21 protein-coding genes are annotated in these 23544 nt (G+C 58.7%); 9 read left to right on the forward strand and 12 right to left on the reverse strand.

All coding sequences use genetic code 11. From position 1 onward, the window contains the following. Window position 1: 1 nt before the first annotated feature. The 3 genes from murJ to AC2TEM_RS14495 are packed head-to-tail and all read right to left on the reverse strand — an operon-like array spanning window position 2 to window position 5491. Window positions 2-1543: a murein biosynthesis integral membrane protein MurJ gene (murJ, locus tag AC2TEM_RS14485; protein ID WP_170423759.1), complete on the reverse strand. Its 1542-nt coding sequence runs from the start codon at window positions 1541-1543 to the stop codon at window positions 2-4. Continuing rightward, window positions 1540-4359, reverse strand: coding sequence for a [protein-PII] uridylyltransferase (locus AC2TEM_RS14490; protein ID WP_170395863.1), 2820 nt, complete (start codon window positions 4357-4359; stop codon window positions 1540-1542). Before AC2TEM_RS14490 ends, murJ begins: the two co-directional genes overlap by 4 nt. Continuing rightward, window positions 4319-5491: a penicillin-binding protein activator gene (locus AC2TEM_RS14495; protein WP_170395865.1), complete on the reverse strand. Its 1173-nt coding sequence runs from the start codon at window positions 5489-5491 to the stop codon at window positions 4319-4321. Before AC2TEM_RS14495 ends, AC2TEM_RS14490 begins: the two co-directional genes overlap by 41 nt. A gap of 87 nt (window positions 5492-5578) precedes the next feature. Between AC2TEM_RS14495 and rsmI the strand changes: the two genes are divergently transcribed. From rsmI to gshB, 3 genes are all read left to right on the forward strand, one after another. Beyond that, window positions 5579-6436 (forward strand): 16S rRNA (cytidine(1402)-2'-O)-methyltransferase, encoded by an 858-nt coding sequence (rsmI, locus tag AC2TEM_RS14500; protein ID WP_170423761.1) that lies wholly within the window; start codon window positions 5579-5581, stop codon window positions 6434-6436. Between the two features lies 1 nt (window position 6437). Then, entirely contained in the window at window positions 6438-6809 is a 372-nt protein-coding gene (locus AC2TEM_RS14505) for a YraN family protein (protein WP_170423764.1), read from the forward strand. 61 nt (window positions 6810-6870) lie between these two features. After that, window positions 6871-7803 (forward strand): glutathione synthase, encoded by a 933-nt coding sequence (gshB, locus tag AC2TEM_RS14510; protein ID WP_170408309.1) that lies wholly within the window; start codon window positions 6871-6873, stop codon window positions 7801-7803. Here the strand turns inward: gshB and AC2TEM_RS14515 are convergent. Genes AC2TEM_RS14515 through cobU form a run of 4 tightly spaced genes read right to left on the reverse strand, consistent with a single transcriptional unit; the run spans window position 7800 to window position 11452 of the window. Next, window positions 7800-9314, reverse strand: a complete 1515-nt coding sequence (locus AC2TEM_RS14515) for a YifB family Mg chelatase-like AAA ATPase (RefSeq protein WP_170423766.1) — start codon at window positions 9312-9314, stop codon at window positions 7800-7802. The genes gshB and AC2TEM_RS14515 overlap by 4 nt on opposite strands. A 47-nt stretch (window positions 9315-9361) precedes the next feature. Then, window positions 9362-10246 (reverse strand): glutathione S-transferase, encoded by an 885-nt coding sequence (locus tag AC2TEM_RS14520; protein WP_170423768.1) that lies wholly within the window; start codon window positions 10244-10246, stop codon window positions 9362-9364. A gap of 58 nt (window positions 10247-10304) precedes the next feature. After that, complete coding sequence (locus tag AC2TEM_RS14525; RefSeq protein WP_170423770.1) at window positions 10305-10883, reverse strand: histidine phosphatase family protein; 579 nt, start codon at window positions 10881-10883, stop codon at window positions 10305-10307. Next, the gene (gene cobU, locus AC2TEM_RS14530) at window positions 10880-11452 is read right to left on the reverse strand and encodes a bifunctional adenosylcobinamide kinase/adenosylcobinamide-phosphate guanylyltransferase (protein WP_480856273.1); all 573 of its coding nucleotides are present in this window, start codon (window positions 11450-11452) and stop codon (window positions 10880-10882) included. The genes AC2TEM_RS14525 and cobU overlap by 4 nt, the downstream gene beginning before the upstream one ends. Before the next feature lie 52 nt (window positions 11453-11504). On the opposite strand from cobU, the gene AC2TEM_RS14535 reads away from it, so the two are divergent. The 6 genes from AC2TEM_RS14535 (at window position 11505) to AC2TEM_RS14560 (ending at window position 18080) form a co-directional block, all read left to right on the forward strand. Beyond that, window positions 11505-12383, forward strand: coding sequence for an RNA polymerase factor sigma-32 (locus tag AC2TEM_RS14535; RefSeq protein WP_170423772.1), 879 nt, complete (start codon window positions 11505-11507; stop codon window positions 12381-12383). Beyond that, on the forward strand, window positions 12380-13201 hold the full coding sequence (locus AC2TEM_RS14540) for a ChaN family lipoprotein (RefSeq protein WP_223117561.1): 822 nt from the start codon (window positions 12380-12382) through the stop codon (window positions 13199-13201). Before AC2TEM_RS14535 ends, AC2TEM_RS14540 begins: the two co-directional genes overlap by 4 nt. A 63-nt stretch (window positions 13202-13264) precedes the next feature. Then, window positions 13265-14461: a bifunctional phosphopantothenoylcysteine decarboxylase/phosphopantothenate--cysteine ligase CoaBC gene (coaBC, locus tag AC2TEM_RS14545; RefSeq protein WP_170423774.1), complete on the forward strand. Its 1197-nt coding sequence runs from the start codon at window positions 13265-13267 to the stop codon at window positions 14459-14461. Window positions 14462-14487: 26 nt separating this feature from the next. Beyond that, complete coding sequence (gene dut, locus AC2TEM_RS14550) at window positions 14488-14943, forward strand: dUTP diphosphatase (protein ID WP_170423776.1); 456 nt, start codon at window positions 14488-14490, stop codon at window positions 14941-14943. After that, window positions 14943-15989, forward strand: coding sequence for a molybdopterin-synthase adenylyltransferase MoeB (locus tag AC2TEM_RS14555; RefSeq protein WP_170423778.1), 1047 nt, complete (start codon window positions 14943-14945; stop codon window positions 15987-15989). Before dut ends, AC2TEM_RS14555 begins: the two co-directional genes overlap by 1 nt. 75 nt (window positions 15990-16064) lie before the next feature. Further along, window positions 16065-18080 carry a M3 family metallopeptidase gene (locus AC2TEM_RS14560; RefSeq protein ID WP_170423780.1) on the forward strand — a complete coding sequence of 672 codons (2016 nt, stop codon included), beginning with the start codon at window positions 16065-16067 and terminating at the stop codon, window positions 18078-18080. Here the strand turns inward: AC2TEM_RS14560 and AC2TEM_RS14565 are convergent. From AC2TEM_RS14565 to mreC, 5 genes are read right to left on the reverse strand one after another with little or no spacing between them, the layout of a single operon-like run. Then, window positions 18077-19009 carry a 2-hydroxyacid dehydrogenase gene (locus AC2TEM_RS14565; RefSeq protein WP_170423782.1) on the reverse strand — a complete coding sequence of 311 codons (933 nt, stop codon included), beginning with the start codon at window positions 19007-19009 and terminating at the stop codon, window positions 18077-18079. The genes AC2TEM_RS14560 and AC2TEM_RS14565 overlap by 4 nt on opposite strands. Before the next feature lie 10 nt (window positions 19010-19019). After that, the gene (gene rodA / locus AC2TEM_RS14570; RefSeq protein WP_170395892.1) at window positions 19020-20159 is read right to left on the reverse strand and encodes a rod shape-determining protein RodA; all 1140 of its coding nucleotides are present in this window, start codon (window positions 20157-20159) and stop codon (window positions 19020-19022) included. Next, window positions 20156-22105, reverse strand: a complete 1950-nt coding sequence (gene mrdA / locus AC2TEM_RS14575) for a penicillin-binding protein 2 (protein ID WP_170423784.1) — start codon at window positions 22103-22105, stop codon at window positions 20156-20158. Before mrdA ends, rodA begins: the two co-directional genes overlap by 4 nt. After that, window positions 22102-22638 (reverse strand): rod shape-determining protein MreD, encoded by a 537-nt coding sequence (locus AC2TEM_RS14580; protein WP_170423786.1) that lies wholly within the window; start codon window positions 22636-22638, stop codon window positions 22102-22104. The genes mrdA and AC2TEM_RS14580 overlap by 4 nt, the downstream gene beginning before the upstream one ends. Next, on the reverse strand, window positions 22631-23533 hold the full coding sequence (gene mreC, locus AC2TEM_RS14585; RefSeq protein WP_170423788.1) for a rod shape-determining protein MreC: 903 nt from the start codon (window positions 23531-23533) through the stop codon (window positions 22631-22633). Before mreC ends, AC2TEM_RS14580 begins: the two co-directional genes overlap by 8 nt. Window positions 23534-23544: the final 11 nt, after the last annotated feature.

Here is a 23544-nt window from a genome sequence, read left to right on the forward strand (position 1 = left end):
ATTAGCTACGGCGCAGCGCTGTTCGGAACTCCGAAATCCGGAAGGCGCCAAAGATGTGCCCCAACAAGAAGTAGGCCACCGCCGCAGTTACAATGAGCACGAGAAGCGCAAGGTAACGCCAGCCTGGTACTTCGAACGTCCAGCCGAAGAGGTTAATGGCCGCAAACAACACCACCCCCATGCCAGCCGATGCCGCCACGACCCGCCAAATCCGCTGTTTGAACCGGTCATCAAATCGGGCTTCGTCGCCCATTCTGCGCGCACCGATTGCAAGCAGCGCAACCATGGCCCAGCCAGCAGTCGACGCTGCGATTGCGGGCGCAATCCACCCGACAATGGGATAAAGCCCAAAGGCAAGTCCGGCATTCACCACCATCGCAACCACTGCGTATCGAAACGGTGATTTGGTATCTTCGCGGGCGAAGAACAACGGTTGCAGCAGCTTTTGCAGCATGAATGCGGGCAGCCCGATACCATAGATGGCCACGGCCAAGGCGGTCGCCGCTGTATCTTCGGCGCTGAACTGGCCGCGTTGGAACAGGACCGAGACCAACGGGCCGGGGATGATCATAAAGGCAACTGTCGAAGGCAAGGTCAGCAGCAGAGTAAACTCTCCGGCTCTTGAAAAGGCGTTGCGTGCTCCATCTTTGTCGTCTGCGCGCAGGCGGCGTGACAGGTCGGGTAACAGCACGATGCCGACGGCGATGCCAACCACTCCGAGCGGCAGTTGATACAAACGATCTGCGGCAAACAGCCAACTGACTGCCTTTTCGGTTTTTGATGCCACAAGCTGTCCGACCACAAGATTGACTTGCGTAACGCCCATGGCCAACGCCGCAGGAACCGCGATCCGCACCATGCGGCGCATTTCCGGGCTGAGCTTTGGCCAACCGGGCCGAATGCGAATTCCCGCGCGTTCAGTCGCAATCCAGACAAGCGCTAATTGCGCGATGCCTGCGACTGGGATGACCGCGATGAGCCAGCGTATGATTTCTCCACCAGATATCGCGCCAAAGATTAACGCGGAGCAGGCGAATATGTTCAGCAGCACAGGAGCGGCGGCTGCAGCGGCGAAGCGCCCGGTTGCGTTCAATACTCCGGAAAACAGCGCAGCGAGGGACATAAACAGGATGTAGGGGAACACGACGTAACCATAATCCACCGCCAGATCGAAGCGTTCATCACCATAGAATCCTTCGGCGGTTATCCAAACCAACGCGGGCATGAAGACCATCGCCAGACCGACTAGCGCCAGCACCGCCACTGCCAACAGGTTAAACGCATCCTGTGCGAAACCTTCGGCGTCTTCACCGCCTTCAAGGCGTTTTGAAAACATTGGAACAAAGGCTGCGTTGAATGCGCCCTCGGCAAAGAAGCGGCGGAACATATTGGGTAGTCGGAAGGCTGCGACGAAAGCGTCCATCACCGGTCCGGGCCCGATATAAGCGGTCAGCAGGATTTCCCGCAAAAAGCCCAGAATGCGGCTTGCCAAGGTCCAGAACCCAACGGTGAAAAAGCCCGAAATCAGGCGGATCGGCTTCATGATGCGGCCCGCTCGGCACCTTCGGTGATGGCCGCACGCAGCTTGGCTTCCAACCCGCGTTGCTTGGCCTCAGAGTGGTATTTCAGGCCGAACATATCCTTGACATAGAACGTGTCGACCACCTGTTCTCCATAGGTGGCGATCACTGCGTTCGCGATATAGACATTGGCGGCTGCCATCGTGCGCGTCAAATCATATAGCAGTCCGGGCCGGTCGCGGGTGTCGACTTCGATGATCGTGTAAATCTCTGAACCTTCGTTGTCGAAGGTGATATGGGTCGGGACGTTGAAGGCGCGTTCGCGCTTCTTGATCTTGTCGCGGGATTTCAATGCGTCCCGTGCGACAACCTCACCCCTGAGTGTCTTGTGAATCATCTGGGTCAGCCGAGGCAGGCGCGTGGCCTCGAAGGGATGGCCCTCGGCGTCCTGAACCCAGAACGCATCAGTTACATATCCGTCTTTCGTCGTATAGCTGCGGGCATCAACCACGTTGGCTCCTACAAGGGCAAGTGCCCCCGCTATGCGAGAAAAAATACCCGGATGATCACCCATGGCAAAACACGCGCGGGTGGCGTCGCGATCCTCATCCGGATGCAGACGGATTTCTACGGCACCCGGATCGCCGCTGTCCTCCAGCGATTTCAACATTTCCGCGAATTCGACATGTGTCGAAAGGTTCAGTCCCTGCCAATACGGATCATAATGCCGCCCGGTTTCGGTTTTCAGGTCAGATTTGGACCAGTTTTCCAATTCGGCCCGCAACCGCTTTTTCGCCCCATCTCCACGATTGGCTCGGTTAAGCGCCTCCATCCCGGATTCCAGTGCGTGTTTGGTGTCAGCATGCAAAGCGCGCAGCAATGTAGCCTTCCAGTTGTTCCAGGTCGTTGGTCCGACACCGCGGATGTCACAGACTGTCAGCACCGTCAGCAAGTCCAGCCGTTTGACGGTTGCAACAGCTTTCGCGAAATCGCGGATTGTGCGCGGGTCTGAGATGTCGCGTTTTTGCGCCATATCGGACATCAGCAAGTGATAGCGTACAAGCCATTCGACGGTTTCCGAATCCGCCTTGCTCAGCCCTAATCGTGGTGCCACTTTGCGCGCGATTTGCGCACCCAGAATCGAATGATCTTCGGGGCGTCCTTTGCCGATGTCGTGCAGCAACAGAGCCACGTATAGAACCTTTCGGCTAACACCACCCTCCAGGATGGATGACGCCAAGGGCAGTTCCTCGATTAACTCTCCTCGCTCGATCTGCGCCAAATTGACGATGCACTGGATCGTATGCTCGTCCACCGTATAGCTGTGATACATATTGAACTGCATCATCGCCACGATGTGCTCAAACTCGGGCAAAAAGGCTGACAGAACCCCCAACTCGTTCATTCGTCGCAGGGCACGTTCGGGGTTGCCGTGTTTCAGCATCAGATCAAGAAAGATGCGCCGCGCCTCTTTGTCGTTGCGCATCTCATCGTCGATCAGGTTCAGGTTGGCCGTCACCAACCGCATTGCGTCGGGATGGATCAGCATACCCGTGCGCAAACCCTCTTCGAACAACCGTAACAGGTTGACCTTGTCTGACAGGAACGTGTCAGGGTCCGCGATATCCAGACGGCCATGGACCACGCGGTAACCGGCCTTGACGCGGGGGCGACGGCGGAAAATACGTTCCAGCAAGGCCGCGCCCTTCATGTGCGAGGCTTCCAGTTTGGTCAGGAAAATCCGTGTCAATTCGCCCACACGGGTGGCTTCGCGGAAATAGCGTTGCATGAACACCTCGACGGCGCGCCGACCGGCGCGGTCTTGATATCCCATACGATCGGCCACCTCGACCTGCAGATCGAAGGTCAGTTGTTCCGTCGCGCGGCCCGTCACCAGATGCAAATGAGACCTGACGGCCCAGAGGAATTCTTCGGCTTGCGCGAACTCGTCAAACTCTTCGGGCGTAAAGAGGCCCATAGGGACCAGTTCGGCCACATCCGTTACGCCATAGATGTATTTTGCGATCCAGTAGAGCGATTGCAGGTCGCGTAAGCCGCCCTTGCCCTCTTTGACATTGGGTTCGACCATATAGCGTTCACCCTGCTTCAGGTGCCGCTCATCGCGCTCTTTCAGCTTGGCTTCGATAAATTCCCGCTCGGTGCCTTTGAAAAGATCGGTCTTCAGGCGCGCTTCAAGTTCTTGCGCAAGGGGCTGATCCCCGACGAGATACCGTTGTTCCAGCATGGCGGTACGGATGGTGAAATCATCGGCCCCCAGACGCAGGCAATCTTTGATCGTGCGTGAAGAGTGACCGACCTTCAGCCGCAGATCCCAGAGAATATAGAGCATGGATTCGATCACGCTCTCGGCCCAGGCGGTGATTTTGTACGGCGTCAGAAAAAGCAGATCTACATCGGATGACGGGGCCATCTCACCCCGGCCATAACCTCCCACTGCCAGCACAGCGATTTTCTCGCCTTGCGTGGGATTTGCCAGCGGATGCAGATGCTCGCTGGCGATGCGCATTGCTGTGCCGACCATCTGGTCCGTCAGATAGGTATAGGAATGCGTCAGCGGCAGTGCATCAAATGGGCGCTCGGCAAAGGCGTCCGCAATCGCCTTGCGGCCTGTCTTTTGCGCCTCTCGCAGAATGCGCACCGTCTCGGCGCGCAAGGCTGCGTTGTCCGAACTGATTTCAACAGCGGCGGACAGGTTGGCATTGACCTCGGCGTTGTTAAAAATCTCGTCAGCCGCGCAGATCAGATTGACATCGGGCGCAGAGCCCTGCGCCGGTCGATTAGAATCCGGCGCCAGAGAAGCTTTGTGGGGCAGGGTCAATCACAACCACCTGTTTGTTCTGGATCGTGGCAACAGCCAGACCGCGTTCGTTCGTACCGTTCGGCCGCAGGCGGAAAATACCGCCGACACCCTGAAAACCGGCGTTCTGGGTTAATGCTGCACCTGTCAACGCGTTCGATTTGCCCTGGCTGACCAAGGCTCCGATCGCAGCGATTCCGTCATAGGCAAGCCCGCTGATCGGGTGTGGTGCCTCACCGTAGGTGTTGTTGTAACGCTGGCGATACGCCTGTGCCTTTGCCGGATCGGGAAGTGCGAACCAGCCACCTTGTACGCCAGGCAATTCCAGCGTTTGGGCTGGAATGTCCCAACGTGTCAGGCCGATATACTGAGTTGTCGCAGGAGACACACCAGCCTCGGGCAACAACTGGCTGTAAAGCGGCAGCGCGCCTGCGGTTGTCGCGGTCAGGAAAATCGAATCTGCGCCGGTCGAATCGACCGTTGCTTTAATCGCCGAAACAGAATCGATCACGCCCTGCTGAGACCGGTCATATCCAACTGTGCCCGCATTGTTGACGCGGCTGTTGCTGAGCGCGGCAGCGATGGCAGACTGGCCTAGCTGGCCCGCTGAGTCATTGCTGTGCACAATGACAGTACTGTTTTTACCCTGCTGTCCGGCGTAGTTCACCAGCCTGTTGGCCGTGTTCTGGAAAGTGGGGCCAAGCACATAGACATTGCCGCCCGCAATGCTGGTGTTGTTCGAGAAGGACAGCACGTTCACATTGTTGTTTAGCACCGCAAGTCCTGCCGCGTTTGCGGCTTGTGCGTACACTGGCCCAAGAATGATCTTGGCCCCGTCCGCTACAGCTTGCTGTGCAACCGCCGAGGCCGTTCCGGCATTGCCGGCCGTGTCGTAGACGCGCAGATCAATCTTGACGTTCGGCAAATCCGCTATAGCCAGCCGCGCTGCGTTCTCAAGGCTACGGGCAAGGGCCGCATCGCCAGACTGAGGTGATCCGCTTGGGACCAACAGGGCCACCGGAACCGGGTCAGAGGTGTCGATCGAGGGGCCTCCGCTGATGCCGCCGACTTCACAGGCGGCCAGAAAAGCGGCCGTGGCCAGTACAATGGCGGATTTCGCCAGTTTGCGTGCGGGCTTGCAAACGGTAAACATCTAAAAGAAAACTCCCTGATCCGGCGTCTGAGGGCACCTTGGTCTATTGAACCGCGATAATAAACGTCACGCTGTGAGGGTCCAGCTTTGAATTTCCAAAAGATCAGATTGGCCACTGGGCTGTACTTTATTGCCACCCCAATCGGGACGGCACGCGATATTACGCTCAGGGCGCTCGATGTTTTGGCCTCGGCAGACATGATTGCTGCCGAAGATTCGCGCAGCTTGCGACGTTTGATGGAAATCCACGGCGTGCCGCTCGAAGGGCGCCGCATACTGGCCTACCACGATCACAGCGGCGCGGGCGCGCGGGGCAAAATACTTGAGGCGCTGGAACAAGGGCAATCGGTGGCTTACGCGTCCGAGGCGGGAATGCCGCTGATCGCAGATCCCGGCTATGATTTAGGCCGCCAGGCGGCTGAGGCTGGGCACAACGTGACATGTGCACCGGGACCGTCTGCTGTTTTGACGGCGCTGACGTTGGCGGGGCTTCCCACGGATGCATTTTTCTTTGCCGGGTTCTTGCCCAATGCCTCTGGCGCACGGCGTTCACGAATCGAATCCCTGCGCAGCGTCCCCGGAACGCTTGTCTTCTATGAATCGCCGAAGCGTGTGGCTGCCTGCCTCTCTGATCTCGCGGATATTTTGGGTGGAGACCGACAGGCGGCCCTGTGCCGTGAACTCACCAAAAAGTTCGAAGAAACGCGTCGTGGCACGCTCGCTGATCTGGCAGCAGAGTACGAGGGCGCATCGGTTAAGGGCGAGGTGGTTCTGCTTGTGGATCGCGCCCATTCGCAATCTGTTAAGGACTCTGACGTAGAAGAGGCATTGATAAAAGCATTGCAAACGCATTCGGTGCGGGATGCGGCAGATTTGGTGTCAGAGATGTTCAGCCTGCCGCGCCGCCCGATCTATCAGATGGCTCTGAAGCTGGGAAAGGGATGATATGGCACAGAGATCCGTTCGGGGTTCTGTATCTTATCACGCTGGACAATCCGCCGAACTTTGCGTGGCCGCCGAATACGCGCGACGGGGTTATTCAATCGCAGGACGCAGGTGGCGCGGTGCTGGCGGTGAAATAGATCTGATCGCGCGCAACGCAGATGGGTTGGTCTTCATTGAAGTTAAGAAAAGCCGTAGTTTTGACCGCGCAGCCGCCCGGATTAGTCGCCGACAGATGGATCGAATTTGCGCATCCGCTGCCCAGTTTCTTGAACAGGAGCCGGCTGGTCAGCTGACGAATACTCGGTTTGATGCGGCACTGGTTGATGACACTGGAACTGTTCAAATCATCGAAAACGCCTTTGGTTTGGACTGACCCCCATTGAACCCGTCAAGCCTCTGCGCCATGTATCGAGCGTGGAATTGAGGGATACACCATGAAGATCGCCTTTCAGATGGACCCAATCGGGGCCGTGGATATCAACGCCGACAGCTCTTTCCGTCTGGCAGAAGAGGCTCAGGTGCGCGGCCACCAGCTGTTTTTTTATGGCCCGGATCAACTGGCTTACCAGGAAGGCAAGATCACGGCGCGCGGCCATGACATGACGGTGCAACGAGTCGCTGGCAACCCGGCAGTGTTGGGCCCTGAGCGTGAAGTGGACCTTGCTGAATTTGATGTCGTCTGGCTGCGCCAAGACCCCCCGTTTGACATGCACTACATCACCTCGACCCATTTGCTTGACCGGCTAAAGGGGCAGGCCCTGGTGGTTAACGATCCGTTTTGGGTGCGAAACTATCCCGAAAAGCTGCTGGTTCTGGATTTCCCTGAACTGACTCCGCCCACCGCGATTGCGCGGGATTTGCGAACCATCAAGGCGTTCAAGGAAAAGCATGGCGATATCATCCTCAAGCCGCTTTACGGCAACGGAGGTGCTGGCGTATTCCGTCTTGATGCGAATGACCGCAACCTGACATCGCTACATGAGCTGTTCACCGGCTTTTCTCGTGAGCCTCTGATCGCGCAGAAATTCCTGCCCGATGTGCGCAATGGCGACAAGCGGGTCATACTTGTCGATGGAGAGCCAGTGGGCGCCATCAACCGGGTTCCGGCTGAGGGCGAGACCCGCTCGAACATGCATGTGGGCGGGCGCCCCGAGAAAATCGGCCTGTCCGAGCGAGATATGGAAATCTGCGCTGCGATCGGACCGTTATTGAAGGAACGTGGTCAGATCTTTGTGGGGATCGATGTAATTGGCGACTACCTGACCGAGATCAACGTGACCTCACCCACTGGTATTCAGGAGCTTGAGCGGTTCAATGGCGTGAACATCGCCGAGAAAATCTGGCAAGCGATTGAGGCGAAACTTTAAGCTCCTGCTTTGGCGCTGATGCGAAAGCTCAGCGCCTCGGCGACATGGGGGCGGCGCACATCCGGCTCACCTTCGAGGTCGGCAATGGTGCGGGCCACGCGTAGGATGCGGTGAAAGGCGCGGGCCGACAGGCCAAAGCGTTCCGCGGCTTTCAGTAATAGTTCTTTGCCCTGGGCATCAGGGGCGGCGATTTCTTCCAGCACATTGCCTTCGACATCTGCGTTTTGACGGGTATTTGGCGTGTCGCGAAAGCGATCTGCTTGTATGGCGCGCGCCGCTTCGACCCGCTCTGCGACGGTCGCAGAGCTGTCGCCGGTAGGCGGCAGATCGAGATCGGTAAATCCGACCGGAGGGACTTCGATGCGCAAATCGAACCGGTCCATCAACGGCCCTGAGATACGCCCCAAGTAATCCTCACCACAGACCGGCGCGCGTGAACAGGCGCGGGATGGGTCCGTCAGATATCCGCATTTGCACGGGTTCGCGGCGGCTACCAGCATAAAGCGGCATGGGTATTTCACATGGGCGTTGGCACGGGCGACCATGACTTCGCCGGTTTCAATCGGCTGTCGCAGGGTTTCCAGCACGGTGCGCGGAAATTCGGGAAACTCGTCCATGAACAGGACGCCGTTATGCGCCAGTGAAATCTCACCGGGTTTCGCGCCTTTGCCACCGCCCACGATCGCCGCCATGGAAGCGGTATGGTGCGGCTCGCGAAACGGTCTGGCGCGGCTGATGCCCCCTTCGTCCAGTAAGCCGCAAAGCGACTGGATCATCGATGTCTCTAAAGCTTCGACCGGGCTCAGAGGCGGCAATATACCTGGCAGACGCGCCGCCAGCATGGATTTGCCGGAACCCGGTGTCCCGATCATGATCAGGTGATGCCGCCCGGCTGCGGCGATTTCCAAGGCGCGTTTGGCGCGCTCTTGCCCCTTCACGTCCCGCAGGTCCCGTGCGTTGGGTGATAGTTTCACTTCGCCCGGTGTCGCAGCGGGCAGCGCAGACTGACCGGTAAAGTGCCGCACCACATCCCCCAACGAGCCCGCTCCGATCACCTGAGTGGCGTCAACCCACGCGGCTTCGGCGCTAGAGGCGCTGGGACAAAGCAAGCTGCGATCATCGGCGGCTGCTGTAATTGCGGCGGGCAGCGCGCCGACGACGGGTGCCAGAGAACCATCCAAAGACAACTCGCCTAACGCGACAGCGCCCTCGGCAGCATCCGCTGGAATGATTTCCAACGCAGTCAACAAAGCGACGGCGATAGGCAGGTCGAAATGGCTGCCCTCTTTGGGCAGATCGGCAGGCGAAAGGTTAATCGTGATCCGTTTCGACGGCAGCGCGATCGCCATCGAACTTAGCGCACTACGAACACGGTCCCGTGCTTCGGAGACTGCCTTGTCCGGCAATCCCACGATGGAAAAGGCCGGAAGGCCCGGTGAGACGGCGCATTGCACCTCGACCGGGCGGGCATCGACCCCTTGAAAGGCAACGGTGTGGGCGCGGGCGACCATGGCAATCCTGTTCTTGGTTAACAGGACGTTGCTGCCATGGTTGCAGTTTAGGAATCGTTAACGTCAGCAACCATGGCGTTAAATTTCGGCCACGCCTCAGGGTCGGCAATGGTCTTGTCTCGGCAAAACGGATTACACAGGCCCCAAATCTTGCCATCGAGTTCCAGATATTCTTGTACAGGCTTGCCGGAATAGGGGCAGGCTGTGTTGACCGAGGGGCCGTTGCTGACCGCCAATATCCCTGAATCCCCGCCAATTGGCCAACTGTGTGCGGGAAGGTCTTGCGGATACGGGAAGGGCTCATACGCGACCGTCATGCCCATGGCGCGCCATTGCCGAACTGCGACATCAGAGAGCAGGTGCATGCAGTATGCACGATTGACCTCGGACACGGGCAGGCCATAGCCGACAATCCGCGCAGCGACCGGCGTGTAGAAAATATCAGCCAGAGAATAGGCACCAAACAGCGGGCCCGACGCGGCGCCAGAGACCTTCCGTGCATGGGCCCAGAGGGTTTCGATCCGCTGCAAATCAGTCATCGTTTCAGGTGAAGGTTTGAACCCTTCCCAGCAACGTTTCAACTGCATGGGGCATTGCCCCCGCAGCGCTGTGAAACCGGCAACCATTTCAGCGCAAAGCCACCGGGCTGTGGCGCGGGCGGCAGGGTCTGACGGCCAAAGCCCTGCTTCGGGGTGGCGTTCGGCCAATGTCTCTGCCATCGCGAGGCTTTCGCCGACCACGGTTCCATCTGGTAGACGCAGCGCAGGAACAAGGCGCGCCGGGGCCAGGGGTTCCATATCCGCCGCCATTGTGCCGGAATAAAGGCCAATCATATGGGTGCGGTATGGCAGGCCGAATTTCTCAAGCATCAGCCATCCGCGCATGGACCAGCTCGAGAACAACCGGTCACCGATAAAGAGATCATATGTCATACAGCAACGATGTCGGACAGAGACGCGTCGGTAAATCAGAGATTTGTGCGCACCCTTATCACGGTCGGTGATTAATCCGACCTACGGTCCAACCATCGTTGTGGCGCGTGATCTCGGTGATGGACAGGTTGTCGATGCGGTGACCAAACGCGTGTTGGGCGTCCACGTCCAGAGCGCGTTGGACCTGAGTCAGGATCACTCCGAAATGGGCGACCAGGACTAGGTCACATCCGGTATGGGCCGCGATCAGGGTGTCGACGACCCTATCGACACGCGCGCGGACCTCATTCCAGCTTTCCCCGTTTGGAGGCCTGACCTCGCCCGGATTATCCCAGTAGGCAAAGCAAAGCTCGGGATCTTCCGCCTCGATCTCGGCGAAGGGGCGCATCTCCCAGTTGCCGAAATTGATTTCGCGCAGATCGCGGTGGTGCGGAAGGCGGAGTCGCGTGCCTTGAATGGCGCTGGCCGTATCGCTGGCGCGTGACAAGTCTGATGAGATTACGACGGCATTGGAAGGCAGATGCGCATCAAGCCGTGCAATCGCGGCCTCATCACTCAAGTCGGCAGGAAGGTCGGACCAGCCTACCATAGTTTTAGCATGGGTGGGGCCGTGCCGTACCAAATGCAGGCGCGTCATAGGGGTTGCCCTTTGAGAACCAGCGGCAGCCCGGCCGTAACCTGCACCACCCGCTCTGCCTGCGCAGCCAGAGCGATGTTCAGCCGTCCCTGCGCCTCGCGAAACCGGCGGGAAAGGGCGTTGTCGGGGACGATCCCGTGGCCGACTTCGTTTGATACCACGACGATCTGGGCGGCACAGGTCTTCATCGCCTCAAGCAGTCCGGCCTGTGCTTCCTCTAGGTTATTCTTTGCCAGCAGGTGATTTGTCAGCCACATGGTTGCACAATCGATCAGGCAAATCTGATCATTTGTCAGCTTGGCGAGTTCCGGCGATAGATCAAATGGCGCTTCGATCGTCGTCCACCCGCTGCCGCGTTGTGCAATATGTTGCCTGATTTTTAAGCGCATCTCATCATCAAACACTTGTGATGTCGCAAGGTAAACGCGACTTTTCCCATTTGAAACAGTAAGTTGCTCCGCAAAAGCAGATTTTCCGGATGCCGCGCCGCCCAAGATAAAGGTTAAATTGGCATGCACTTTTATTACCTTTCTGGTGATCCACCCGGTTTTGTCCTGCGTATCGACCACAAGTCGGCAAGGCAAGCCCGGCCCATCGCCTGTGATAAAAGGGGAGAATTGCATGGCACTCGACAACGCACATGATTTTTCGATGTCCCGGCAGGCAATGAAGGCCGAGCTGCTGGATGCGGAGACTGAATTGAAACTGGCCTATGCCTGGCGCGACGAACGCGATGAGCAGGCGCTGCATCGCCTCATTACGGCTTATATGCGGCTGGCGATATCAATGGCGGCGAAATTCAAACGCTACGGCGCGCCGATGAATGATCTGATTCAGGAGGCGGGACTGGGCTTGATGAAAGCCGCCGACAAGTTCGATCCGGATCGGGGTGTGCGGTTTTCAACATATGCAGTGTGGTGGATCAAGGCCAGCATTCAGGATTATGTGATGCGCAATTGGTCGATGGTGCGCACTGGTTCGACCTCTTCCCAGAAATCGCTGTTCTTCAACATGCGTCGGGTACAGGCGCGTCTGGAGCGCGAAGCCGCGACCGAGGGGCTGGAGCTGGATCGCCATCAGTTGCATCAGAAGATTGCCGCCGAAATCGGAGTCCCGCTGCGTGATGTCGAGATGATGGAAGGCCGTCTGGCAGGGTCCGATTTCTCGCTGAATGCGGTGCAGTCTGCAGATGAGGACGGGCGCGAGTGGATTGATGCGCTGGAAGATGACAGCGAACAAGCTGCCGAGGTAGTAGAGAACAGCCACGACAACCAGCAACTGCGCGAATGGCTGGTGGCGGCGATGCAAGCTTTGAACGATCGCGAGCGGTTTATCGTTCGCGAAAGAAAACTGCGTGAGCCTGCCCGGACGCTGGAAAGTCTCGGGAAAGAGCTTGGCCTGTCGAAAGAGCGTGTGCGCCAGCTTGAGGCGGCAGCGTTCACAAAGATGCGCAAGAACCTTGAAGCGCAATCGCGCGAGGTGCAACACTTCTTCGCATGAAACCTCTTGCGATTCTTACAGCTTTTGTGTTGCTCGCCACTTTGCCTCAAACGGTTCGAGCTGCTGAATTTATCCCTCAGGACGTGTTGGCCGACATGCGGGCCGCGGATGTCGTCATTCTGGGCGAGATACATGACAACCCTCAGCATCATCTGGTCCAAGCCGAAGCAGTTGAAGCAATCACGCCCACGGCGGTTGTCTGGGAGATGGTGACCGAAGAAGGTGCTCAGCGGTTGGCTCAAAAAGCGGCAACCAATCCCGAGGAGCTGTCCCGAATTCTGCGCTGGGCAGAATCCGGCTGGCCGCCTCTCAGAATGTACTACCCCATTTTTCAGGCCGCGGATGTGCCGGTGTATGGCGCGATGGTTCCGCGTGAGGCGGCCCGCGCTGCTATGGAACGCGGGGCGGCCACAGCGTTGGGGGCTGATGCGGCCAGATATGGATTGACTGTACCTCTGTCGGATGAAGATCAAGCCGCACGCGAGGCTGATCAACTGGCGGCACATTGCGACGCATTGCCCGCTGAAGTTCTACCGCAGATGGTCGCCATTCAACGTCTGAGGGACGCTGTGTTGACCCGAGCCATTCTGCGCGCCACCGACGAAACTGGTGGGCCTGTAGCGGTCATCACTGGCAATGGCCATGCCCGTAAGGATCGCGGAATTCCGACTTTTCTGTCGCGACTGCGCCCCGGTTTGAAGGTCTTTGTGCTTGGACAATCCGAAGATGGGGTCGTGAGCGGGGATTTTGATGCTGTTATCGATAGCCCCACGGCCGAGCGAGAAGACCCCTGCAAAGCCTTTGAGGTGCAGAATTAACTGCTGGAACTGCCCGCCAGCGTTGCCTAATGTCAGGGCCGACCGGGACGGGAAGGGCGAGCCATGCTGTCATCGAAACGTATTTTGCTGATTATCGGCGGTGGGATTGCGGCCTACAAGTCGCTGGACCTGATCCGGCGGTTGCGGGAACGTGGTGCGGCGGTCACGCCGGTTTTGACGCGTGCTGCCGAAGAATTCGTAACTCCGTTATCCGTGTCTGCCCTGGCCGGTGAAAAGGTCTATCGAGATCTCTTTGATCTGACCGATGAAGCGGAGATGGGTCATATTCAGCTTTCCCGTTCGGCTGATCTGATCGTGGTTGCTCCGGCAACGGCCGATCTGATGGGTAAGATGGCAGGCGGGTTAGCTAATGATCTGGCCTCGACCCTTTTGATGGCGACCGATACGCCGGTTCTGTGTGCGCCTGCGATGAATGTCCGCATGTGGGAGCATCCCGCAACCCGGCGTAACCATGCGCAACTGGAAGCAGACGGCGTGCGTTTTGTCGGCCCGAACGAAGGCGATATGGCTTGCGGTGAATACGGTCCGGGCCGCATGTCGGAGCCACTTGAAATTGTCGCGGCGATTGAGGCGCAGTTCGGGGATGGGCCTTTGGCTGGCAAACGTATTCTGGTGACATCGGGTCCGACACATGAACCAATTGATCCGGTACGATACATCGCCAACCGATCATCGGGCGCGCAGGGAACAGCTGTTGCACGCGCGCTATCTGCATTGGGGGCCGATGTTACATTTGTTACGGGTCCGGCTGACGTGCCTCCGCCAGACGGCATAAAGGTCGTGCGTGTAGAGACCGCGCTGCAAATGTCGGATGCGGTCGACGCGGCGCTTCCGGTGGATGCGGGGGTATTTGCAGCTGCAGTGGCCGATTGGCGGGTATCCAGTGCCTCGGACCGGAAGCTGAAGAAAAGCCGCGACGGGGTGCCCGCGCTAGAGTTTGCCGAGAATCCCGACATTTTGAAGCGCATCGCGCGAATGGGAAGTGGCAGGCCCGATTTGGTGGTGGGTTTTGCCGCCGAAACAGACAACGTGATCGAACATGCTACGGCCAAACGTGCCCGCAAGGGATGTGACTGGATCGTTGCGAATGATGTCAGCCCCGCGACAGGTATCATGGGCGGTTCTGAGAATGCGGTGATCCTGATCTCAGAGCAAGGTGCCGAAGAATGGCCGCGTATGGGCAAGGATGATGTGGCAAAGCGGTTAGCAGCCAAGATCGCCGGCGCGTTGACCAGATAGCAGCCATAAAGACAAGAGGTACAGGTATGGTGGCAATTCGCGTGATCCGAGAGGAGGGGGCTGACCCGTTGGTGCCCTTGCCTTCATACGAAACCGCGGGTGCTGCCGGGGCGGATGTGCGCGCCAATCTGCCGGATGGTGAGTCTGTTATTCTTGAACCGGGCCGTCGTGCGCTGATACCGACAGGCCTTAGGATCGAAATTCCGCAGGGGTTCGAGGTTCAGGTGCGTCCACGATCGGGCCTTGCCTTGAAACACGGGATCACCTTGCCCAACACTCCGGGTACAATCGACAGCGACTATCGCGGGCCGTTGGGCGTGATCGTGATGAATGCGGGTCAGGACCCCTTCGAGATTACGCATGGCGAACGTATCGCGCAACTGATCGTCGCACCGGTGGTGCAGGCCATGTTCCAGGACGTTGAGGCTCTGACCGAGACTGATCGCGGCGCGGGTGGCTTCGGCTCGACCGGGCGCGGCTGATGCTGCTGGTTCTGATCCTTGCCGCCGGGCTTTGGGGTGTCGGCTATATCGCCGGGGTGTCGCGCAGCGCGCGTCTGGTTTCCATTGGCGCGCTCCTGATAGGCGTGATTATTGCTCAACTTCTCCTGCCTGAGGGAAACCCGTTGCGTCAGGCGACCGGTGGGTCGGCAGCGATGTGGCTGATCCTCGCTGGAGCGGCTGTGCTGGTGCTGCTTTATGGGCGGGGTTTGAAGGCGTTGCGAAATCGCGCCGCGTCCGGCCAGACGTCGGAGCCCGCCAAGCCATCCGAACAGTTCAGCGAGACCGAGCTTGAACGCTATGCCCGCCACATCGTTCTGCGTGAACTGGGCGGTCCCGGCCAAAAGCGAATGAAACAGGCGCGCGTGCTGGTAATCGGTGCGGGGGGGCTCGGCGCGCCCGCCCTGCAATATTTGGCTGCCGCCGGAGTGGGAACAATCGGCGTGATCGACGATGACGTGGTCGAGAACGCCAACCTACAGCGGCAAGTGATCCACCGCGACGCAGATATCGGCATGCCCAAAGTGTTCTCGGCCCAGCAGGCGATGGTGGCGCAGAATCCCAATGTGATTGTCTTGCCTTATCATCGCCGTCTGACTGAAGAGATTGCAACAGATCTGTTCGCTGATTTCGATTTGATCCTTGATGGCACTGACAATTTCGATACCCGCTACCTGGCCAACCGAACGGCCGTTGCGTTGGGCAAACCGCTGATCTCGGGGGCGCTTTCGCAATGGGAAGGGCAGCTGAGTGTGTTCGATCCCGCCACAACCGGCCCGTGCTATCAGTGCATTTTCCCCGAAGCGCCTGCCCCCGGCCTTGCGCCTTCTTGCGCCGAGGCTGGAGTAATCGGCCCACTGCCGGGTGTGGTCGGCTCGATGATGGCGGTTGAGGCGATCAAGGTGATCACCGGCGCCGGGCAGGCATTGCGAGGTGAGATGTTGATCTACGATGCGCTATACGGCGAAAGCCGCAAGATCACCCTGGCGCGTCGCACCGATTGCCCGATCTGCGGGGCATCTCATTAAGGCGGGCTCAAATTCTCGGGTAGCTCTGGATCATTTCGACGGACGGTCTTAGCTATGAGGTCAAAGGAGACCTCAATGACCAACCCGATCCTGTCCGACTGGAACACGCCCTTCGAAATCGCGCCCTTTGCAACGATCACGGATGATGACTTTGCCCCTGCGCTGGATCAGGCGATGCACGCACATGATGCCGAGATTGAGGCGATAGCAGCGAGTCCGGATACGCCCACATTCGCCAATACGATCGAAGCGCTGGAGGCTGCAGGCGAGCAGTTGGATAAGGTTCTGTCGGTCTTTTTCACCGTTGCAGGTGCGGACAGCAACCCCAAGCGTGAAGAACTGCAACGCGAATTTTCGCCCAAGCTGGCGGCACACTACTCGCGCATCTCATCAAACAAAGCACTGTTTAAGCGCGTGGCGGATTTATGGGACCGGCGCGATAATCTAGACCTGACCGATGAACAGGCGCGCGTTTTGATGCTGTCTCATCGCGGGTTCATGCGGGCGGGGGCGGCGTTGACCGGCGCCGACAATGCGAGAATGCAAGAGATCAAGGCCCGTTTGGCGTCTCTGGGCACGTCCTTCACGCAGAACTTGCTGGCGGATGAACGCGACTGGTTCATGGATTTGACCGAAGAAGACCTGCAAGGCTTGCCGGATTTTGTTATCGATGCAGCGCGCGCAGCGGGTCAGGAAAAGGGAGCGGATGGCCCGGTGGTAACCCTTTCTCGGTCGATTATCGTGCCCTTTCTGCAATTCTCGCCCCGCCGGGATTTGCGTGCAAAGGCTTATCGCGCGTGGACTGCACGGGGGGCAAATGGAGGTGAGACCGACAACCGCGAGATTGCGGCGGACATCCTGCGCCTGCGCGAAGAACGCGCCAAGCTGCTGGGGTATGCCAGCTTCGCCGCCTACAAGCTTGAGACCGAGATGGCCCGCACACCAGATCGCGTGCGAGAGCTGCTGTTGGATGTGTGGGAGCCCGCCAAAACCCGCGCCGACGCAGATGCCGAGGTGCTGACGGCAATGATGCAAGAGGATGGCGTAAATGGCCCGCTGGAGGCGTGGGATTGGCGCTACTATGCCGAGAAACGCCGCAAGGCCGAACATGATCTCGATGAAGCGGCGCTGAAGCCGTACCTGCAACTGGACCGAATGATCGAGGCGTCTTTCGCCTGCGCCACACGGCTGTTCGGGCTGGAGTTCGCGCCGCTTGATGTGCCGCTCTATCATCCCGATTGCCGTGCGTGGGAGGTGACCCGTGACGGGCAGCATATTGCGGTGTTCATCGGTGACTACTTTGCACGCGGTTCGAAACGGTCGGGTGCATGGTGCAGCGCAATGCGCGGGCAGGCGAAATACCCGAAAGAACAGGCTCCGGTCGTGATCAACGTCTGTAACTTTGCCAAAGGTGAACCAGCGCTTTTGTCCTATGATGACGCCCGAACGTTGTTTCACGAGTTCGGCCATGCCCTGCACCAGATGCTGTCCAATGTGACCTATGAGAGTATCTCGGGCACCTCGGTGGCGCGTGATTTCGTTGAACTGCCCAGCCAGCTTTACGAACATTGGCTGGAAGTGCCCGAGGTATTGGCTGAGTTCGCCACTCATGCCGAAACGGGCGCACCGATGCCGCAGGAGATGTTGCAGAAGGTGCTACAGGCCGCCAATTTCGATCAGGGGTTCCAGACGGTGGAATATGTTGCCTCGGCCCTGGTCGATCTGGCGTTTCATGAGGGGGCTGCCCCCGCTGATCCGATGGAGAAACAGGCCGAGGTGCTGGCCGAAATCGGCATGCCTCGGGCCATTGGAATGCGCCACGCCACCCCGCATTTCGCCCATGTCTTTGCGGGCGACGGTTATAGCGCGGGTTACTACAGTTATATGTGGTCCGAAGTCATGGATGCCGACGCCTTTGCTGCCTTCGAAGAAGCAGACGGCGCGTTTGATCCCGAACGCGCCAAGGCACTGGAGGAACACATCCTGTCAACTGGCGGATCCCGCGAGGCGGAAGAGCTGTATCTGGCCTTCCGTGGACGTCTGCCTGGCGTCGAAGCCTTGCTCAAAGGCCGCGGGCTGATCGCGGCCTAGTACCCAAGCTTTCGGTCAACGAGGTGGAGAAAGGGTTCACCCGCTTCACCTCGGCGAATGTTCTCGCAGATCACCTGAGCTGCGGTAACAGGTCTGGTTTCCGAGGCTATATGTGGCGTCACCGTCACACTGGGATGTGCCCAATAGGGATGCTCGGTCGGCAGGGGTTCGGTGCGGAAGACATCCAGCGTGGCGTGCCCGACCTGCCCTGAATTCAGCGCGGCCAGCAGGGCCTCATCATCGATAAGCGGCCCGCGACCCGGATTGATGATCTTGGCCTCTTCCGGCAACAGCGCCAGTGTTTCGGCGTTGAGCGTGTTTTCGGTCGCCGGAGTATCTGGCAGCAGCAAAACCACTATCTCGGCCTGGGACAGTGCATCGCGCAGCCCGTTCTTACCATGCAGACAGGTCACGCCGGGAATAGTCTTGGCGGTACGGCTCCAACCGATGACATGGAAATTCAACGCTGCCAACGCGTGGGCCGATGCTTCACCCAATGCGCCCAAACCCAAGATGCAGACGGTGCGTTGCTGGGCCAGTGGTGGCGCATCAGGTGTCCAGACCCCATCCTGTAGCGTAATGTGTTGGTCCATCCCAAGGTGATAGCGCAGCACATGGCCCACCACCCATTCCGTCATGCCTTGCGTTAACCCCCCGTCAACCATACGCGCCAGCGGAACGGTCAAGGTTTCATTGCCCGAGATTTTCTCAACCCCAGCCCAGAGGCTCAGCACCGCCTTGAGCCGTGTGAAGGGCGTGAAATCCTGTACCCCTCCGTTCGGGGCGTAAACGATGTAGTCGACCTGATCTGCAGGGATGTCCGTGGCCAGATGAAAATCTAGCCCTGCGTCCGACAAGTATTGATGCATCAGAGCTTCATACTCGGGCCACAACTCAGGGCGCGCGGAAAACAGGACATTCACGGGCATGGGAAACCTTTCAGCGGGGACGATGTATATGGGCGCTTTGAACGATGCCAAAGGCGGCCATCAGGACAAGCATGGCCGAGCCGCCATAACTGACCATCGGCAGCGGTACTCCGACCACTGGGGCCAGCCCCATCACCATCGACATATTGACGGCAAAGAACAGGAAGAAATTCAGCGCGATCCCAAGTGTCACCAGAGACGAGAAACGATCCTTGGTCGACAGCGCCGTGACCATGCAGAAGATCAGGATCAGACCGTAAAGGATCAACAGTGTGATGCCGCCGACAAAGCCGAACTCTTCGGCCAAGGTGGTGAAGATGAAATCGGTGTGTTTTTCGGGCAGGAAGTTAAGACGTGATTGCGTTCCCTGCATGAAACCGCGCCCATTCCAGCCCCCCGAACCCAGAGCGATCTTCGATTGCGTGATGTGATATCCCGCTCCCAACGGATCGGTTGAAGGATCCAGAAACGTATCGATGCGTCGGAACTGGTAATCTTTGAGCAACTGCCATTCAGTCCCTCGGCTGTTGAACACCGCAGCAATTAGGCCAACCCCCGCTGCAATCACGGCAGCGAAATAGGCCCAATGCACCCCGGCAAGGAACATCAGACCACCACCAGCAGCCAATAACAGGATCGATGTGCCTAGGTCGGGCTGGCGCAGCACCATGAATGTCGGGATCAGGATCAGAATGACCGGGATAATCACCCAGAGCGGGCGCGAGGTTTTGTGCGCCGGCAGCCAGTCGTAATAGGCGGCCAGCACCATCACCAACGCCACTTTCATTACTTCTGAGGGTTGCAGCCGCATGAAGCCCAGATCAATCCAGCGCTGCGCCCCCATGCCGATCGTTCCAAACAGTTCGACCACGATCAGTAGACCGATCGCGCCCAGATAGGCCACAACCGACATGTTCCGCCAGAACCAGATAGGCACAAGCGCGATGATAAACATGGCTGCCAAGCCCAGACCGAACCGTTCCATTTGCGGTTCCGCCCACGGCATCCAGGATCCACCCGCGACCGAGTAGAGCATCAGGAACCCCGCGCTTGCCACGCTGATCAGCAATAGGGTGAGCGGCCAGTTCATATAAAGGAACTTGCGAAACCCCGACGGCGTGGATTTGACGGCATATTCAAGATAGCTCATGCGCGGTCCTTCTCGTCAGGACGCGCTTTGGGGCGACGGTCACCCTCCAGCCGTTTCTGTTGTTCTTTGATGCGCTCTCGGTCTCCGGCCGGATACGCCTCGAGCGGTGGCGTGCCATCGTAGAGTGCCTGCAGCATGATATCGCGCGCCACTGGCGCCGCGGCTTTGGAGCCGCCGCCGCCGTGTTCCACCACCACAGCCACAGCGTATTTCGGATTGTCATAGGGGGCGAAGCTGACGAACAGGGCATGGTCTCGACGCTCCCATGGCAGGTCTTCGTTTCGGATCACACCTGCGGCGCGTTCTGCCTTGGTAATATTGCGCACCTGACTGGTGCCGGTTTTGCCTGCCATGCGGAACTCATCGGCGATGATGCGACTGCGATACGCGGTGCCACGCCTGTTATTCGAGACTGTGAACATGGCTTTGCGCACTTGCTCAAGGTTGTTGCGGTTCACCTGCAGCGGTTCACCCGCGCCCGAGGGCTGTTCAACCCCATTGATTGTTCGAACAAGGCGTGGTTGCACGGCGCGACCTGTCGCCAAACGCGCCGTCATCACGGCCAATTGAAGCGGTGAGGCAAGCATGAACCCCTGACCGATCGACGCGTTTGCGGTGTCGCCTACCAGCCAGTCCTGTCCGTGAACCCGCTGCTTCCATTCCTGATTGGGGGCAAGCCCGGCGGCAACGGCAGACATCGGAATGTCATGTTTGATACCCAGTCCGAAGGTGCGTGCCATCTCGGAAATCCTGTCGATCCCGACACGAATTGCCACGTCGTAATAGTAGACGTCGCAACTGCGCTTCAGCGAGGTTTCAAGGTCAACCGTCCCGTGCCCGCCGCGTTTCCAGCAGTGAAAGCGGCGGCTGCCCACTTTCATGTGACCCGGACAGTACACTGTACTGGATGGGCTGATCACCCCGGCTTCGAGCGCAGCCATGGCGGTGATCATTTTGAAAGTCGATCCAGGAGGGTAGGTGCCCTGTACTGTCTTATTGGCAAGCGGGCGATACTTGTCCTGCGTCAGCATCTGGTAGTCCGCCACCGAGATCCCACGCACGAACAGGTTCGGATCGAAGCTGGGGGCCGAGCTGATGGCGCGGATGTCGCCGGTTTCGCAATCGATCACGACCGCAGCGGCGCTTTCCCCAGCCAATCGCGCCTGCGCGTATTGCTGCAGATTGGCGTCGACTGACAATTGCAAATCTGCCCCGGCTTCGCCGACCTGGCGGTCCAGCTCGCGCATCACCCGGCCTGTGGCGTTGACCTCAACCCGCTTGGCCCCGGCCTTGCCGCGCAAGGTGATCTCTTGCTTGGCTTCCAGCCCGACCTTGCCGATCTGGAACCGTGGGATGCGCAGTACCGGCTCGGGGTCTTCAATCTGGCTCAGATCATAGTCGCTGACCGGGCCGACATAGCCGACCACATGGGCGAAATCTTCATAGCGCGGATACTGACGTGTCATGCCGACCTCGGGCGTGACACCAGGCAGTGCGGGGGCATTGACCGCGACTTTCGAGATATCCTCCCACGTTACTTGATCGGCCAGCGTGACCGGCAGAAACGGGGCCGATCGGCGCATTTCGGTTTTGGCACGCTCGATTTCGTCCCCGGTCAACGGGATCAGTTCCGAAAGCTTGGCGATGACCTTGTCGATATCGCCTGCATCCTCGCGCACGATGACGATGCGATAGGACTGAGAGTTTAATCCGATGATCTGCCCGTTTCGGTCATAAATCCGGCCCCGGGTTGGTGGGATCAGACGGATGTTGATCCGGTTTTCTTCGGCCAGCAGACGGTATTCATCCGCTTGATCCACCTGCATGAACCGCATCCGGGCTGCCAGCCCCCCGATAAAGGCCGCTTGTAGCCCACCGAGGATCAAGGCGCGGCGCGGCAAACGTTTGTAAGCAAGGCCCTTGGGCTTTGGTTTGCGCTGCTTCATGGCCGCACCCGTGGCATCGTGCTGTCGGCAACAGATTTGCGCCTTACGCCAAACACAGTTTGGCTCATCAAAACCATCACAGGATAGATTGCGATTGTCAGAATAACTTGCACCACTACCGGTCCCAGAGTTGCCTGTTGCACCGAGAGGATAGCAAGAATGAGTCGATAGAGCACAAACACAACCGTGATCACTGCCCCGACGGTTGCCCATTCGCCCACAAACCCACTGTCTTTCATGCCAGCTGCAGTGGAATGAAGATAGGCTGCACCCAGAACCACTAACGCAGCAAGCAACCCCGGTGGGCGTTGCAACAGCAAATCGGCCATGAACATGACCATGGCAATGATCAGGATCGGAATATATTCCGGCCGCCGCAAAACCCAAGCGTAAGTAAGAGCGATCAGTATGTCAGGAAAGGGCAGGCGATCAGGTTTTGTATCCAGCGGCAACAGGTGCAGAAAAACCACAAATGCCGCCAGAGCGACATAGAGACCGCGCTTGGCCCACAGACCTGAGACCGACCTATCCATCATTGACCTCGGATGGGGTCAAGGATGCTTCGGGTTGACGCGGGCCGACGATATCACCGGATTCCGTGATTGGTGGGGCCGACTGATAGCGTAGTACGCGCAGAAACTCGAGCCGCTCGAAATCTGCCGACAGCCGCACACGCAACCTGCCACCGGGATCAACCGTGATTTGACCGATCAGCAAGCCACCGGGGAACACGCCACCATCGCCTGATGTAACGACCCGGTCGCCCGGTCGCACGAGTTCCCGGTTTTCCAGAAACTCCACTGCAGGGGCCGAAGTATTGTCACCTGCGATCAGCGCCGTCTGCCCCGAAGGCTGGATCGTCGCCGGGATCGCGCTTGAGGCATCGGTCATCAGGATCACGCGCGCGGTATCCGGGCCCACGCCCGAGATGCGCCCGACCACTCCGATCCCGTCCATCGTTGCCCAACCATCCACGATCCCGTCACGCTCGCCTACGTTCAACAGCACAGATTGCCTGAAGGGTGAGCCGCTATCGGCCATCACAACTCCTGTGACATAGGTCAGGCGCGGATCGAGCCGTACGTTGTTGAGATCCAGCAGGCGGGCGTTTTCCTGTTCCAGCTGCAGCGCGGCCTCTTTCCAGGCGCGCATCAGGCGCAGCTCGCTGCGCAATTCCTGGTTCTGCTCGCTCAGCCGCTGATAGCTTTGGAAATCACGAGACAGGTTCACCAGCGCAGTGACCGGAACCATTGCCCACTCCATCGAGGGGACAACCGTGTCCACCACCTGCGCGCGGAACCGTTCGACGCGCGGGCTGTCGATGCGCCAGATCAGGAAGATACCCAGCAGGCACAGGACCACGATCCCCAGCAGCAGGCGGCGCAAAGGGGTCGTGTATTCGTCGCGCTGTGAACGGTCTTTTGCCACAGGTTACCTTC

The organism is Ruegeria sp. HKCCD3925 (genome assembly GCF_057221175.1).